The 16,184-nt window shown below is 50.2% G+C and carries 12 protein-coding genes and 1 riboswitch; of the genes, 4 read left to right on the forward strand and 8 right to left on the reverse strand.

The genetic code is table 11. The features are described 5' to 3' along the window. Nucleotides 1-42: 42 nt before the first annotated feature. Nucleotides 43-180: riboswitch (cobalamin riboswitch) on the reverse strand. Nucleotides 181-453: 273 nt separating this feature from the next. From LX98_RS11375 to LX98_RS11385, 3 genes are all read right to left on the reverse strand, one after another. Beyond that, nucleotides 454-1,284 carry a YhjD/YihY/BrkB family envelope integrity protein gene (locus LX98_RS11375; RefSeq protein WP_496429007.1) on the reverse strand — a complete coding sequence of 277 codons (831 nt, stop codon included), beginning with the start codon at nucleotides 1,282-1,284 and terminating at the stop codon, nucleotides 454-456. 166 nt (nucleotides 1,285-1,450) lie between these two features. Next, nucleotides 1,451-3,013, reverse strand: coding sequence for a cobyric acid synthase (locus LX98_RS11380; RefSeq protein ID WP_496429008.1), 1,563 nt, complete (start codon nucleotides 3,011-3,013; stop codon nucleotides 1,451-1,453). A 103-nt stretch (nucleotides 3,014-3,116) separates the two neighbouring features. Further along, on the reverse strand, nucleotides 3,117-4,526 hold the full coding sequence (locus tag LX98_RS11385) for a hypothetical protein (RefSeq protein WP_496429009.1): 1,410 nt from the start codon (nucleotides 4,524-4,526) through the stop codon (nucleotides 3,117-3,119). Between the two features lie 140 nt (nucleotides 4,527-4,666). Here LX98_RS11385 and LX98_RS11390 point away from each other — a divergent pair, with 140 nt between their 5' ends. The 3 genes from LX98_RS11390 to LX98_RS11400 all read left to right on the forward strand — a co-directional run bounded on the left by LX98_RS11390 (nucleotide 4,667) and on the right by LX98_RS11400 (nucleotide 7,462). Further along, a complete protein-coding gene (locus tag LX98_RS11390) occupies nucleotides 4,667-5,542 on the forward strand; it encodes a transporter substrate-binding domain-containing protein (RefSeq protein ID WP_496429010.1) in 876 nt (291 codons plus the stop codon). Between the two features lie 59 nt (nucleotides 5,543-5,601). Beyond that, nucleotides 5,602-5,946 (forward strand): hypothetical protein, encoded by a 345-nt coding sequence (locus LX98_RS11395; protein ID WP_496429011.1) that lies wholly within the window; start codon nucleotides 5,602-5,604, stop codon nucleotides 5,944-5,946. Nucleotides 5,947-6,148: 202 nt separating this feature from the next. Next, nucleotides 6,149-7,462 (forward strand): amidohydrolase family protein, encoded by a 1,314-nt coding sequence (locus tag LX98_RS11400; RefSeq protein ID WP_496429012.1) that lies wholly within the window; start codon nucleotides 6,149-6,151, stop codon nucleotides 7,460-7,462. A gap of 2 nt (nucleotides 7,463-7,464) precedes the next feature. Here the strand turns inward: LX98_RS11400 and LX98_RS11405 are convergent, their stop codons facing one another. Further along, entirely contained in the window at nucleotides 7,465-9,621 is a 2,157-nt protein-coding gene (locus LX98_RS11405; RefSeq protein WP_496429013.1) for a pentapeptide repeat-containing protein, read from the reverse strand. Nucleotides 9,622-10,010: 389 nt separating this feature from the next. Between LX98_RS11405 and LX98_RS11410 the strand changes: the two genes are divergently transcribed. Further along, nucleotides 10,011-10,457: a hypothetical protein gene (locus LX98_RS11410; RefSeq protein ID WP_496429014.1), complete on the forward strand. Its 447-nt coding sequence runs from the start codon at nucleotides 10,011-10,013 to the stop codon at nucleotides 10,455-10,457. A 65-nt stretch (nucleotides 10,458-10,522) separates the two neighbouring features. Here the strand turns inward: LX98_RS11410 and LX98_RS11415 are convergent, their stop codons facing one another. From LX98_RS11415 to LX98_RS11430, 4 genes are all read right to left on the reverse strand, one after another. After that, on the reverse strand, nucleotides 10,523-10,960 hold the full coding sequence (locus tag LX98_RS11415; RefSeq protein ID WP_496429015.1) for a DUF5069 domain-containing protein: 438 nt from the start codon (nucleotides 10,958-10,960) through the stop codon (nucleotides 10,523-10,525). A 243-nt stretch (nucleotides 10,961-11,203) separates the two neighbouring features. Then, nucleotides 11,204-13,408 carry a radical SAM protein gene (locus LX98_RS11420; protein ID WP_496429016.1) on the reverse strand — a complete coding sequence of 735 codons (2,205 nt, stop codon included), beginning with the start codon at nucleotides 13,406-13,408 and terminating at the stop codon, nucleotides 11,204-11,206. Between the two features lie 194 nt (nucleotides 13,409-13,602). Then, complete coding sequence (locus LX98_RS11425; RefSeq protein WP_496429017.1) at nucleotides 13,603-14,586, reverse strand: alpha-E domain-containing protein; 984 nt, start codon at nucleotides 14,584-14,586, stop codon at nucleotides 13,603-13,605. 3 nt (nucleotides 14,587-14,589) lie between these two features. Next, nucleotides 14,590-16,050 (reverse strand): circularly permuted type 2 ATP-grasp protein, encoded by a 1,461-nt coding sequence (locus LX98_RS11430; protein ID WP_496429018.1) that lies wholly within the window; start codon nucleotides 16,048-16,050, stop codon nucleotides 14,590-14,592. Nucleotides 16,051-16,184: the final 134 nt, after the last annotated feature.

Here is a 16,184-nt window from a genome sequence, read left to right on the forward strand (position 1 = left end):
CTTCCCCAGCCCACGAGGGAACATTGGTCTTGGAACGAATGAGGTATTCTGGCTCCTGAGTGAGTAACCTACTATCCGCGCCTTCCCATCCGAATATCACGACCAGATCCGGACAGTGGCTTTCGCGGGTTCGTCCTCAGTTACAGCGGCGGGACCGCGCGGGAATTGCACCTGCTTCCCATCCTTCATTCCGCATATGTTTTTGGAGAATGTAGGAGGGACGGAGCCGCTTTGTCAAGAAATCGCATTTCAGGGATTGTCGCCGGCGCGAGGTTGTCTGTTTTAACGATCCCCCCAAACCGGCCTTTGCAATCCACCCCCACCTTAAACGAAGCTCCTGGACTTAACCGGCTCACGATTAGGGGATTCCATACCAGCTCGCCCATAACGACGCCCCGCCCTGCGCATCAGGATGCAAGCGGTGGTGGATGCAAAGATGCATAGACTCACGGGTCAGTTTCCTGACGAAACAGATCCTTTCATGGTGTCAGGACGTTGGAGGATGAAGTTAAGCTCTCCTCCTATCAAAAGGGTCAAACCACCGACATACAGCCACATCATCAGGATAATCACTCCCGTAATGGGTCCATAGACCGCGTTGTAATTAATGAAATTCTCCACATAAAATTTCAGCCCCAGGGATAGGATAATCCATAGAAAAACCGCAAGCATGGAGCCCGGCTTCATCCACTGCCATTCATGAGCGCTGTTCGGCGCCCAATAGTAAACCAGGTTAATAGCCATCAGCATAAGAACCACAATGATCGGCCACTGCAACAGGGGCCAGCCTAGCGTTGACCACCACTCCAAGCCCGTCACCGCTGTTACCCATTGACTTACCTCTTCACCGGCCAGGATCAAGATTAACGACGTAATAAAAAACACCGCAGCTCCGAGCGTCAGCAAGACAGCAGTCATCCCGGCTTTCCAAATCGGTCGGGTTTCTTTTACCCCATAGACAGCATTTAAGGTATTAATAATCGCCATCATTCCCCAGGAAGCCGCCCACAGTGAACCGAGCAGACTCAGGGAAAACAGTCCCCCCCCACTGCCCTGAATCATCTGTTCGACATAGCGTTCAACCAGGACCAGGGATTCTGCGGGAAGCACTTCCCGGGCGTATGGCATGACATTGGGCACGACCACCTGTCTAGGTAACATGCCAATGAGTGCCGTCACTCCCAACATGGCTGGGAATAATGCCAACAAAAAATAGAACCCGAGCTGTGCCGCCCGTCCAAACACATCGTCTTCGCATGAGGCCGCCCACACCTCTTTCGCCAATGCCCACCAACTCCCAGGCCTTCTAGGCCAAGCTGATTTATGATTGCCGGGCCCCGGCTCATCAAGTTTCCATAAAAATTTTTGATCGTACCTCATCGGTCTTTATTATACCCCATACCCGGATCTGATCTGAGTAGGACAGGCTTCTAAAAAAATCAACACCTTTTCATTTCGATGTGTGGGGCCGGTCTGGGGAAGAACCGGCTAACCCCAATGCCGAAAAAATGACATTCACATCAAGATGGGCCTCTAAGTGGTCAGCCCAACGGTTCAAGGCCTGTGACATTCGCTGTGAAACCTCCTCTGAAATTTCCAAGCCAAGTGGCGCGAGACCTTTGCGAACCCGCGCCCGATTCAACCATTGACGACGAAATTCCGGTTGGTCAAAGACCCCATGAATGTAGGTCCCCCAGACGCGCCCGTCCAGACTCATCGCTCCATCGACCCTTGATCCTGTCTCATCAACAGAACGTGGCACCTGACCAGTAAGAATCCGAAAGCAGGATGGAATGGGGTTCGCCGTCCTCGTGTCCCCCATATGAATTTCATACCCTTCAACCAGATATTCATGCCCCCAAGACTCCGGTAAGGAACGGGCACGGACTTGCACGGTTTTTTTATGAGCAAGCAATTCAGTCTCGACCTCCAGCAACCCTAGTCCTTTCGTCGAACCGCCGGTTTCCACATGCTGTGGATCCGTGATTTCTTTGCCTAGCATCTGAAATCCCCCACAGACACCCATCATCTCGTTTCCACGTTGGACATGCGCCATAAGCGCCTCTTCGAATCCAACCTTCCGCAGATATTCCAAATCGGCAATCGTCGTTTTGCTTCCCGGCAGAATAACGGCATCCGCTCCATAAAGCTCCTGGGGTGACGTCACAAAACGAAGCGCCACATCCGGTTCCACAGCCACCTGATTGAAATCCGTGAAGTTACTCATATGAGGCAGCAACACCACTGCGATATTGACGGTATCTGCTTCAAAAGACGTCTTTCGCAATCGATCAATATCTACGCTGTCCTCTTGATCCAATTCCAGATTCCGTAGATACGGCAACACGCCTATCACCGGGACGCCCGTGCGTTCTTCTATGATGGTGACACCATCTTCAAACAACGTCAGATCCCCTCGAAATTTATTAATGACAACCCCGATCACCCGCTTCCGTTCTTCCGACGCTAATAAATCCATCGTTCCGATGACTTGCGCAAACACGCCCCCCCGATCGATATCCGCCACCAACACGACTGCCGCATCGGCCATCTCGACCATCGGCCAGTTCACAATATCGCGATCCCGCAGATTCATCTCTGCGGCACTCCCCGCCCCTTCAATCACCATCACGTCATACTGCTTGGACAGCCGGTCAAAACTCCCCTTCACAAATTCAAACAAGTTGGATTTCCGCTCGAAATAATCCCGGGCATTCTGACTTCGCCACACTTGTCCTTGAATAATCACTTGAGATTTAGCGTCGGCTTCCGGCTTCAACAAAATCGGATTCATGTCCACATGCGGAGCCAACCCACAGGCCTGAGCCTGAAGCACTTGAGCCCTTCCCATCTCTCCTCCATCCGTCGTGACAAAGGAATTCAGCGACATATTTTGTGCTTTAAACGGCGCCACTCTGACTCCAGCACGATGCAATAAACGACACAAGCCCGCCGTGACCAGACTTTTTCCCACATCGGAGCCCGTTCCCAATATAGCTAATGCTCGCTTCATCTATGCCCTCTTCTTCGGATTAAGTGGATTCACGTCCTTCAAGTGTGCCGCATTGTCTAGAACAACGACATCCGCTCGGGACACCGTTGCTCAATCAGCTTACTCAGTCAGTTCTCCCAGGACGTTCCCGGGTAATTGCCGCCGCCCAATTGCCGGAACCTGGAGACGTCAGATCGGCTTTCCCGCCCCCTTGCAGAGGTTGTTCGGGTCCCCATTCACCTGTGGCAATTTCGATCCAACGGACCACCAATGGCTCTGTTGTGCCGGACAAATCGATTCGCACTCCACCGCCAACGGGCAGGTAGAGGGCGAAGGCATGGCCCGTGTCGGCAGACAGATACGCGTGATTTGGTTTGGGGTCTATGAGCAGATCGTGTGCAGGTTCCAGGGTCCACAATGGTATGTGCGACTCCAGCTTTCTCGCCCCACGAATATTGGCCACAGCCTTGTCATTGAGTCCCAGCCCTGCCGTGGGACGATGGAAACGAATGGATGCGGCACCGGCCAACAGATTCCGCCAAAAGCGTTCGATCCCGTCCTGGTCGTTGCCGAATCGGTTACCGGTGGCACCATAGGTCTTGGTCATATTGATGGGTCTCGGATGTGTAGCGAGGTAATGCCGCGTACGGAGAAATTGGTCCCAATGCTTTTGTCCGCTCTGGTGATTGTTCTGCGACACGTCGACGAAATCGTAAACCTCAGGATGATCGAACGTTCGCCGGTGGATCTCGGCGGTCACATCCTTATTCCCCCACATCTCGGTGACAAAAATCCGTTTGTCTTCCTTGTCCGCGCGATGCTTAAGGTATGTCGCCCAGTAACGGCTCCATTCTTCCTCACCATTTGTTTCGTTGTCCATGCAATAGAGCACATGCCCATATCGCAAAGTATAGTCCAGCATCTTATCGACAAATCGCTGCTGGTACCGCAAAACCACGCGGTTGTTTCGCTGCCTTGGCGTCGTAAAGAAAAACGGTTGTTTGTTTTGATATGGGGTTTCGGTATAACGCTCCGCCAGTCCGGATATTTCGGCTGTGTAATTGATATTATTCCGCGAGTTGTACGGCTGAATGTGCCAGGTGTCGCCCATGTAGTCAAAAGGGTCCCAGATCTCGATTTGCACAATGATGCCGCGATTGGCCGTTTCCCGCAGCATCCGGTCGAAGCGCCCCCAGTACTCGTCATTCCACTGCTCCAAATCATACTGGCCATCATTCATCTGTTTAAACGGGAAGACCTCAAAACCCCGATCCTGTCGGCTGCTCATCGTGTTCCGGATGACATTGCCACCAGCGGCCACCAACCGATCAAGCTGCGCAAGAAGATCTTTTTCCGGCCATTGAAACAGACTGTCGTCATCACTCCCCCCCAACAGTAACACCGGTTCTCCGTGATCACTCCAATACCAGGGATTTTTGGTCCACGGTTGCAACACAGGCTCGGCTGATACGACATTGACCAAACAAAGTATTACCAACAAAAAAATCCAGCTCGTAAAGCCTTTAAATTTCATATGTCCCTCCCGCCATCATGACCCCTTCTGCTTTTGGTTACCATTCAACTGCAAACTGCTATCCACCTACTTTCAGGGATAGAAGCCCTATGGTACAGTGCCTTCTTTCACAAACGCGAACCACAACCATGGCGGTCATAATGCACACACACCAACGGTCTTGTCGCACTCTACTGAATTGTTTCGCAGCCGTCCTCTGCTGGTCCCTCATCATTCTGCCAACAGCCCGGGCGGAGTCCCCCACCAAATCCTCATCAAGCCCATCTCCTGACAGCCAACCCGGCACACTCCAACATGTGATTGAGAACAAGAAATTACGAGTGGGTGTCTCGTTGTTCCCCCCCTGGACCCTCAAAGACAGCAATGACCAATTAACGGGCTTTGAAATCGATATCGCCCGTCAATTAGCCAAAGACCTCGGAGTCCAAGCAGAGTTTCATGTCTTTGAATGGCAGAATATTGTGCCGGCTCTCTTGGATCGGAAGATCGATATTATTACGGCCGGCATGGTCATTACCCCGCAACGTGCACTAAAAGTCAACTTCAGCGACCCCTATGATTCTGCCGGGATCGGACTGGTCACCAATATTCCGTTAACGAAAACTTTTCGTGGCCCCCAGGACCTGAATCAACCGAAGGTCACCATCACCGCCGTGACCGGTACCGTGGCGGAAGATCTTGCCCGTCGAGTATTTCCCAAAGCCACAATTAAAACCTTCCCCTCCAGTCAGGATGCCATACAGGCTCTCACAAGCGGAAAGGTACATGGCTACGTCGAGCATGAGCCCATTACGACCTTTGTGGCCCTGGAACATCCCAAAACCGTGGATGAACCATTATCGAAACCGTTGCTCGAGACCAAGACGGGGTTTGCGGTCAACAAGGGAGACCCTGACTTCATTCACTTTCTCAACGCGTGGATTATCAGCCATAACGCCGATACCTGGTTGGACTCCGCTCACAAATACTGGTTCGAAGGAGTCGAGTGGAGAAAGCATGTGGGCACGAACCCATGACGAGTGCAGAACGGTTTCCTGTCGAGGGACAACCCTCTTTCTCCTTAGGATTGATGGGCATGCTTCTACTCCTTCCGGCTCTGCTCGCAGCGGCTGCCCTTGAACAATCCGGCACCCAGCTGTCGCTCCCGGATGAAGACTCGTATCGATCTCCTCTCTCGGAAAACCTCCTCGAATCCAACCGATGGAGGATTCCACAAGAGGAGAAACGGGACTGGCGATTACCACCTCCGCCTCCTCCCGTTGGCTGGCGAACGCCACAATCCACGGAATCAAAAACATCCCCCTCCCGACGAACCATTGAGCTGTTCCCTCGATACCAGCCGGGGAACTTATCCGATTATGATATGATCGAACGAGAGGAAAAACCGTTGATTAAGATGTTTGAATTCGGGTCGAAATAATTTCTGCACCGCTGCCGCCATTCACCTCTGCGGGGTTTGCCTTCGGCGCCCTATAACAGGCAGAATTGATCATATGAGGCATCGAAAACCCCTCAACATTCAGCAAGGATACACCTCGGCCTCACCCCTGCCCACGCAGGTCGTCTCCAGCGAAGAATTTCTTCCGCCCCCACAGTCCATCAAACAAAGCCAGGTCGAGTGGTTGATCCACCAAAGCAGCCAACGGCTGAGCAGCCGCCTCGGAATAAACCGGCGGGATTTCCTCAAAACCACCGGTGGAATGGCACTGGCTTTTTTGGCCATGAATCAGGTGTTTGGGAAATTCTTTGATGTGCTTGACGTTGAAGCAGCGGAACCCCAAGCGGTTCAGGCACGCAAGGGAAATATCCCGTTCATCTTCGATGTGCAAACGCACTACGTCAGTTCCTCCTTCACCCAGCCGGGCTGGAAAGAGGGACTCCTGGGCCTGCGACGGCGGGCAAAAGAGATGGGTCTGAATCCCAAGCTCTCCGGCGATCGTGGAACGATGGAAGACCTGAGCCTGGAAAACTACATCAAAGAAGTCTTTCTGGACAGCGACACTTCTATCGGACTCATCAGCACCCCGCCTGGACCCTATCCATGGGAAGCCGTCGTCCCGCCCAAAGAAATGACGCATATCCGTGATGAAATTAATCGTCTCACCGCTTCCCAACGCATGCTCGCCCATGGACTGGTCATGCCCCAGTTAGGCAAGGTCGACCTTGATTATATGGACCAGCAAGCGGAGACGTTCAAGGTCGATGCCTGGAAGTGTTACACCGGCTCGCCGCCGAAAGGCTTCGAGCACGGCTGGTGGCTGAGCGATGAAAAGATCGCCTACCCCATGCTGGAAAAAGCGCAGGCCCTTAACATCACCAACGTTTGCGCGCACAAAGGCCTGCCGCTTGGCCCGGTGCCCGATTACAATCATCCCCGCGACATCCTGCAGGCCGCGAAAGATTTCCCCAAACTGAATTTCCTGATCTACCATTCCGGATTTCTAGGCACATCTCGTATCAATCTTGACGAGGCCAAAAAAGGTGAGATTCCCTGGACCAGCGAATTCTGCCGTTTAAAACAGAAGCAACCGAAGCTCAATAATGTGTATATGGAACTGGGCTCCACCTTCGGGCAACTCGTTATCACCGAACCCATCGTCTGCGCCCACCTGCTCGGACAGGTTCTTATGGTGTTCGGAGATGATCATCTTCTCTGGGGAACGGATTCAATTTGGTATGGCACGCCCCAATGGCAGATCGAAGCCTTCCGGCGGTTTCAAATTCCAGAAGAACTCCAGGAAAAGTTCCACTACCCGGCCCTGACCAAGGATCTCAAAGCGAAAGTCTTTGGGCTCAATGCGGCTAAACTGTTTAAGGTAGATGTCGAAGCCCAACGGAAGGATGTCCCGAAGGATTATCTCAGCCACATCAAAATGGCGTATCTCGAAGAAGACCCATCCCCCAGCCACCACGCCTACGGCTGGATAAAAAATTAAATTTAATCTGTATCTCCCGCACAAGGTTCTGGCCATTGAAGATCATCTGGAAGTATGGTCGCCTCGTTTAAACAGGCCGCATTTATTTGTTTTTGTGTCAGACCTTCCACTTCGCTAAGATCCGCTCCATGTAGCCGTGCAAATAGAAAATTGGCGTTCTTAACTTTAGCTCTTTTTAATATACAATCTTCCAAATTTGCTTTATAAAAGCTTGCATTTTCCAAATTAGCATGTGAAAGATTTGCCTTATAAAAGTCAGTTAGAGAAAAGTCACCTTCCCTCATATCGGAAAATTGAAGATCAGCCTCTCTGAGATTTCCTGCAGAAAAGGGAAATTCTTCCCCTCCTTTCCAAATTTCCTCATTCAACTCGTACACTAATCTTTTATCTACCTTTCCTTTCTCGAAATCAAATTTAGGCATTGGGGAGTGATGGTAGAATTCTGCCTTTTTTAAGTTCGCCCCAACAAGTTTTGCTTGTTCAAAGTTTACCCCCAAAAGATGGGCACCCTCAAAATTACTCCCGTGAAGCAAGGCATTTTTAAAATTTGTGCGCTGAAGGTATGCATGAGTAAAATCGGAATATCTAAGATCCCCCTTTAAAATTTTTGCACTACCCAAATCCGCTCCCTGAAAATTAGAAAACACCAGTACAGATCCCTGCAAATTGGCTCCTAACAAATTGGCATTTTTAAAGTTTGCTCCTAAATCATATTTGAAATTTAACGACATTCTAATTTTCTTTTCAAAATCTTGGTTTTCCAAATTTTCAGAATTAGATTTTGTTAAGTTATTGAACATTATCATTCCCCTAATTAGGGCTTCGGTATCAATATAAATATCATTATCTTCTTCACCCCACCCAGCATCGACATTTTCAAGGTTGGCACCTATAAGATTGGCATTCTGAAAATTAGCCCCAGCAATTTTGGCTCCCCGAAGATTTGCTTGTCTTAGGTCAGCCTGCACAAAAAAGGCCTTTTGAGCCAAGGCATTCTGTAAATCTTTTGCTGCGAGATTAGCTCCCTTTACCAGAGAAATTTCCTTGCCATCCCAATTACCAGGCTTAATAGATAATTCCTCTTCAACCAGGAATGCATAGTTATTAAATAAGTGATAAAGACCAATACGTCTTTCTCCAAAAGCCATCAAACTGATTGCCGTAACTAAAACATACATAACGATAAAATGCATGATATTTTTCCAACCTAAGAATAAAGAAGGGTTATGGCGAAGTGTAGATATTGCTAGCCAATAGGTATATAAACCAAATGAAATTGCAAATATTAACCACCCAGCAAGTAAACTAATTCCAACTTTATCCCGACTACTTAGATAACGCTCCCAAAAAATAAAAATAGTTATGGGAACCAAATACCAAGCAAGAATTATAGGAATTCCAAACTTCAACCATGAATTTATCCATAAAAAGTATTGGGAGTCTTCTTTAATTAAAGCGTAGTGTTTGCGTAAAAGCCCTATTGTTATCCATGGATGAATTTTTTCATCCAGATTTTTCCCATCCGGAAAGACAGCTGGCAACTGCGAAAGACTCTTCCAACATTCTTGCAAGCTAACGTGAAACCAAAAATAAAGACAAAGCAAGAGGAAAGGGGTTACCCAAAAAAATCCTGCGATTGGGATTTCGGTTTGAATAATGGGGAGAGGGGAGGAAGTTAAATTGGTTAACAATCGACCATCTGTAGTTGCGGCAATGGTCAACCAAGAATACATACATGCCAAAATTATAGTTAGGTTTAATTGTTTAGCATTCTTTATTAAATCAGTGGTTCGACTAAGGCTTTCAAATTTGGAAATATGAGTGGGAAGCTTAGCAGCCCTTAAATTACTTCCGCCAAGCTGTTCTTCCAAAAGACCAATGACTTCTGAAAGGTCAGCGTTTTCCAAATTTGAATCCATTAAGTTAGTACCACTCAACCGTGCAAATTTAAGATTTGCTCCCTCTAAAACTGCTGAGCGCAAATTTTTTCCACTTAAATCAGCATATTTTAAATTTACACCACTGAGATTTGCTCTTTCACCGACCTTCCCTTCTGATTCAAGCCATTTTTGATGTGACGAAATTATGCCCTCTAGAGTTTCGGAAGAAAGCGTTGCATGTTTCTCCTCTTGTCCAATTTGGTCAAGCGAATCATTCATGGGTTTTGGCCTTCCTACTTTCTCAAAGGCTATCTTTTTATTAAATCCATGCTATTTGTTACATCCAGCCTTCGTCGTATTCGATGATTTCAAACCAGGAGGTCATTTTGGGAAGCTGATCGACTGAGATCACAAGCTTCTTAACGCTCTCGGCCTTATAGCTATCGTAGACTTTCTACATCTGCACATTCTTTGGACCTACGGGAATCACCATCTTGCTTTATACCCCCAACCATCTAACATTCTAGCTTAAAAGTCCTGATTTTAAAAAACATTTCTTTCTCCATTCAAGTCAGCCAGAAATATCTCGGCATTTGTGAATCGTCTCTGCTTATGATTAAATTAAACAGTCGGAGATGTCATTCTTCCTCTCACCTGTGAGGTTACCCATGACGACACGACGCTTCTCACCATTTGCTGGTCTCCTTCTCTTAAGCTTTGCCGCATGTCTGGCATTGGGATTGACGGCTGTCACCGCTCAGGCACAGCTCGAAACTGAACCTCACCCTCTGGACACCTTTATAAAAGGGATTACCAATTTTTCTCAACCCACGGGTATCCGGGGCACCGTCCGATATATCGAAAAGGACCGGCAGACACTCTGGTTAAATTGGGAACAACGCTCAGATGAAAGACCGTTGTTTGACTCAGGATGGAAGCTCGTCCCCGGGGATGCCACCTTAGCGGTCCAACCCCGGGATTCCGAGCAATGGGAAAAACTGTCAAATCTTTCGAAAGGCCTGCCTCTGGAACTGATTGTTCAGGACGACGGAAAAGGCCACCGCCACATTCTCTCCTTCGAAGATATTTCCGGTCCGCCGAAAATCCCCCTGTAGATCTATTGAGTTCCACACCTATCGGGCCCCTAATGCCCGCATAAAAATCTGAAAGGGTTGTCCGGTTACATCCGGCCTTCGTCGTGTTCGATGAGACTGAACCACGTGGTGATATGGGAAAGGGACTCCACCGACACACCACGTTTTTTCGCCAGACCGGCTTTATACTCGTCGAAAGCTTTCTGCGCCATTGGAGCTTTCGGACCGAATGTCAGCACCATGTCATTCCATTCCGCTTTTTCCGCATCGCTCAGGCTTTTCCCGTTAGATTTCACCCAGTCGGCAATCTCTGCGTCCGTCCCGCCTTGCAGCACGCGCTTTTCGAAATCCTCTCCTTTGATTTCCAATTTATCTAACAAATATTTATCGAAGCCGACGGTGAGATAATTGTAGTCTTGAATCTGCCCGGCGTTCCGCATCCGGACTTTGTCGATGAACCGTCCGAGATGGCAAAGCCCGCCGACTTGTTCTTTTGGACTGCGTGGATACTGTGCTGTGGTCATCGCTCCTACTCCTTTTGGTAAATGAATCTATGAAAACGAAAAATGTGGCTCCTACTTATAACTCGTGAGAGGTCTGAATGGAAATGCCGTTACAGGATCAAGCTCAGCCATATCAGCAGGCTTGCACTCTCTCCTGGAGCTTTTTGTAAAAGGAGCCCGGGTAGCAACCGGAAGGAGAGAACAAGACTAATGCTGGATTCCCGATGAAAGATATCCGGTATGACCAAAGAGACTACTTCCAGCTTACACCAACAGGAGGCCGACGGCTCTGGCTTTGTGGGCAGAAGCGGACTGCCACCACCGATCAAACCCCTTTGGTCCGCCAAACGGAAAGCCCGCCCGAACTTCTTTATAAATAGGATACCGATGTCCACCGGCTTGGTGCACGGGCACGGCACGCTCGATCAGATTCAGAAACCATTCCCCTTGGCCTCGCTTCAGCCTCACTTCTTCATCCGTCGTTCGGTTCGGCAAAATAATTTTGTATTGTTCGCCACTTCCTCGATCAACATCCGGCTGCCCGCCGATCCAGACGAATTTCCGCTCTAACCTGGAATGATCCTCCCGCTCTTCGCTCTCCAAGATCTGCTTGACCCAGGTGCGTTTAACCTTTGGTTTCGGGACCCGCTCCGGAAACCATTCACGGACATCCCGGGTCAATTCCAACCCCTCCTTGTAATGCCAAAGCGCCGCTCTCAGACCCTCCCCGATCCATTCCGGCATGGATGCCAGCTCATCCACATGAACCAGATCATTTTCCGCGAACCCTCCGAATGCCGGTCCGATGAGATGAATGCCATAGGCTTGAGGCTCTAAGCCGATCGGACTATGGGCGGTGGTGGTAAACCGATGCCAGAAGGCTGATTGAATGAGGTCATGCGCAAATAATTGGCGTACCCGTTCGAGGCTTTCAATGGTTTCCCCGATCGTCTCACTGGGAATTCCATACATGAGATAGGCATGCACCAGAATCTCCGCGTCCCGGCAGGCCTGAACCACCCGAACCGTCTGGTCGACGGTAATACCTTTTTTAACCAAGGCCAGCAGACGATCGCACGCCGCTTCCAAACCGGCGCTCAAGGCGATGCAGCCGGAGGAAGCGAGCAGACGGCAGAGGTCGGGCGTAAACGCCGGTTCAAACCGGACGTTTCCCCACCAGGAAATGGTGACCTCCCGTTCGAGCAGAGATAGCGCCAGATTTTTTAAGCCCGCCGGCGGAGCGGCCTCATCCACGAAGTGAAACCCGCAACGTCCTGTTTCGGCGATCAGGGCTTCGATCCGATCCACCAACATTTCGCCGGGTGAGACTTCATACCGGCCGATGTAATCCAGCCCCACATCGCAGAATGTACATTGCTTCCAGTAACACCCATGCGCCACCGTTAATTTATTCCAATGTCCATCGGACCAGAGCCGATGCATGGGATTCAAGGTATCCAGCACGGAAATATACTGATTGAGAGACAATCCGTCATACGTCGGGGTTCCCACTTCGACCTGCGAAACGTCCGGCTCCCTGGCTCCATTCTGCCAAACGACATTTTGCCCTGAACGAAGAAAGGTCCGGCACAGATCGGGCTCTCTCCGTTTTCCTTCCAGGTATTCCAACAGACAGAGGAAGGGCCGCTCCCCATCGTCAAGGGTCACGAAATCAACGACTTCAAACAGTCGAGGGTCCCGTATCCGGCGCAACTCCGTATTGGGGTATCCTCCCCCAAGCACGACTTTGATTTCCGGCCTTTTAACCCGCAATTCTTGACCCATCCGAAGCGCGCCGTACAAATTGCCGGGAAACGGCACAGAAAATCCGACGACACCGGGTTGATGCCGATCCACGTGCCGCCAGAGCGCGTCCACCATCCACTCGTCAGTGAGACTCATGGATTGGGCCAAGGCTTCCTCTAGACGATCATAGGAATTCGCCTGCATGGCAATGGATTCGGCATAGCGGCTCAATGCAAAGTGGGGGGTAATGGTGGCCTGAACCAGGTCGGCAAGATCTTCAAGATACAAGGTTGCCAGATGCTTGGCCTGGTCGGCTTGATTGTATGCACGATGTTGCCCATCTTGATTTTCTGAACCCTTTAAGGAAAAGCGTGGACCTTGGGGAAGAAAAGTGCCCTGACAAATGCGCGGAGCCAAGGTAGGATTTCGACCTTGCAAAAAGCTAATCACCGGATTAATCGTCTCGACATACGCCCGCTCCAGACTCAGCATTTGCCGCGCCTCACCAGGCAGTTCGTCAATGGAAGTCTTCCGGAGTTCGGCAAAGACCCGGCTCAGGCCACCACGTGAGAAGAGGGCCAACACCATTTCAATGCCCACATCAGCCTGATGCGTGCGATACCCTTGTGACCGCAAGAACCCGGTCAAATAGGCCGTGGACGGATATGGCGTATTGAGTTGAGTCAGAGGAGGGATCACCAACAGGACAGATAAATCAGACATGGTGTGGTGAGATTCTGGGGGAACAACACGAATACCAATGATTCGCTATTGGCCTATATAAGAGAGTGGCAAGGCCTTGTAAAGGAAACGGAGAAAGCTTACCCCAGTTCGACCTGGACTACAACAGAGAACAGAAGAGGCTATCGGGAATTCTCAAGGGAGATTCAAGGTCCTCTCCCCAAGGGGAACTGCTTTTATACGGTTTGAGATTGGGATTGAGAAACGGTGGAATAACCACTCGTGCGAAAAAAGGCCAACGCGATCAGGTTTGAAAGCTGGTCAAAATGCTCAAGCACCTGGGTTAGGAATTGCGACAAGCCTGTGGAATACACCTCTTGCAAGCTGCCGAATTCCAGATCCGCCGCCAAGGCCCCACTTAATCTGATCGCCTGACGGGTTTCTGCCCTTCGACTACTTCCCGCCAACCGTTCCACGACTTTACTGATTTGCGCCGTCGTATACCGGACCGATCGAGGGAATTTATCATGAAAAAGGAGAAATTCAACGATTCGTTTCGGCACCAACTGTGTGGAATAAAATTTCCGATAGGCCTCGAAGGCACTGGCCGATTTCAACGCGGCTAAACACTGATGGTATTCGGAAATCCTCCTGGGTTCCGTGGTAGGATCACTGAGGACAGGAATATCAATGAGTCGAGCGGTCCGTCCACCCCGTTCAATATTCAGTCCCAACCGGTAAAAATTCCATCCCTCATCGTGGACCATCGTGCTGCCGACAACCCCGTCCAACGTGTAGCAGGTATTCCGCACATATCTGAGCAAATCGTGTGTATCCGACCACAGTTCAAGTTCGGTCTTTCCCTTGAGGCTGAGATAGAAATCATTCATAAAATGCCAGACTTCGCTGGATAACTGATCCTGGATCCCGCGTGCGCTGTTTCTGGCGGCCGCAATCAGATTCGTCAGCGAATTCGGATTGTCCCGGCAGAGCGTGACAAATTCCATAACCGGTCTGGTCCGAACTTCCCCAAAAATTTTGGTATAGGCTTCCAGTTCACCGGTGTCTTCCAAATATCGAGTCCAAATATTGGCCTGGTCTTCCTGGGTCGCAATCTCCGTCAGCAAATGAAAATGCACATCCACGAACCTGGCCGTATATTCGGCCCGCTCCACCGAGCGCCCGATCCAGTAAAACGATTCTGCCGTCCGGCTTAACATGGCTCATTCATCTCCATAGAGCACCCATGTATCCTTGCTTCCCCCGCCCTGCGAAGAATTCACGACCAGGGAGCCTTCCTTCAAAGCGACACGGGTCAGTCCTCCCAACGACAAGGAAATCTCTTCCCCCCAGAGCACAAACGGCCGAAGATCGACATGTCGCCCGACCAATCGCATATTCTCTTCTCCATCCACCACACACGGATGATGCGAGAGAGTCACCACCGGCTGGGCAATGTAACTTCGCGGATCCGTCTCTATTTTCTTCCGAAATTCCTCCTGTTCGGCCTTGGTTGAGCTGGGTCCCATCAACATCCCATATCCGCCGGATTCCGCCACGGCTTTCACCACCAATGAACCCAGGTGTTCCAATACATACTTTCGATCTTCCGGATTTCCGCACAAATACGTGGGGACATTTTGCAGAATGGGTTTCTCGCTTAAATAGTAGTCGATCATTTTCGGCACAAAGGTATAGACCGCTTTATCGTCGGCGATCCCGTTCCCGATGCCATTGGCCAGGCCCACATTCCCTGCTCGATAGGCCCGGACCAGGCCGGGAACGCCTAACACGGAATCCTTGCGAAACACTTCAGGATCGAGGAAGGTATCATCCACCCGGCGATAAATCACATCCACCTGTTGGAGACCCTGGGTCGTCTTCATATAGACCTTATCATCCGATTCCACCACCAGATCCCGGCCTTCCACCATTTGAATCCCCATTTGTAAGGATAAAAAGCAATGTTCAAAGTAGGCGGAGTTAAACACACCGGGCGTCAGGAGAACGACGGTCGGATTTTCTTTACTCAGGGGAGCCAGCCACTTGAGATTCTCCAGGAGTTGCGTCGGATATTGATCGACAGGCCGGACTTGCATGTCGGCAAACAGGTTGGGAAACAGTTGCTTCATGACCAATCGGTTTTCCAGAACGTACGACACGCCTGATGGGGTCCGGAGATTATCCTCCAGGACATAGTATTGGCCTTCATGGTTCCGGACCAAATCAACTCCCGAGACATGGATGAACACCTCTTTGGGAGGACAAAAGCCCACTAAATCTTTCTGGAAATGCTCGGAACTTTCTATGAGCTCACGAGGCACCACGTGATCGTTAAGGATCCGTTGCTCGCCATACAAGTCCACTAAAAACATATTCAGGGCCATGACCCGCTGGCGAATTCCCTCTTCAAGAATCCGCCATTCGAGATCCGGGATGATTCGTGGCATCAAATCAAATGGAAAAATTTTCTCCGTTTGCTGGAGATCGCCATAGACGGTAAAGGTAATCCCCTGCCGCAAAAACGCCTGATCGGCCTGACGCCGCTTCAATTCCAGATCCTTCGAAGAGAAATTCCGTAGTCGTTCGACGAGACGCCGGTAATGACGCCGTGGAACGCCGGTCGTCTCGAACATTTCATCGAATCCCGGCTTCATTTGATAGCGGTCAAATAACGATTTCACAACCCTATCCTTTATCATGGGCCTCTGGGCCATAAGACGATCTCACCGAAAATTCCGGTGTAGAGTGTAGCATAGGCGACCGACACAATAGCAATTTCAACAAGAGAACACGGACCATACAAAGCTTGTCCTGA

Source organism: Nitrospira marina, from assembly GCF_059568365.1.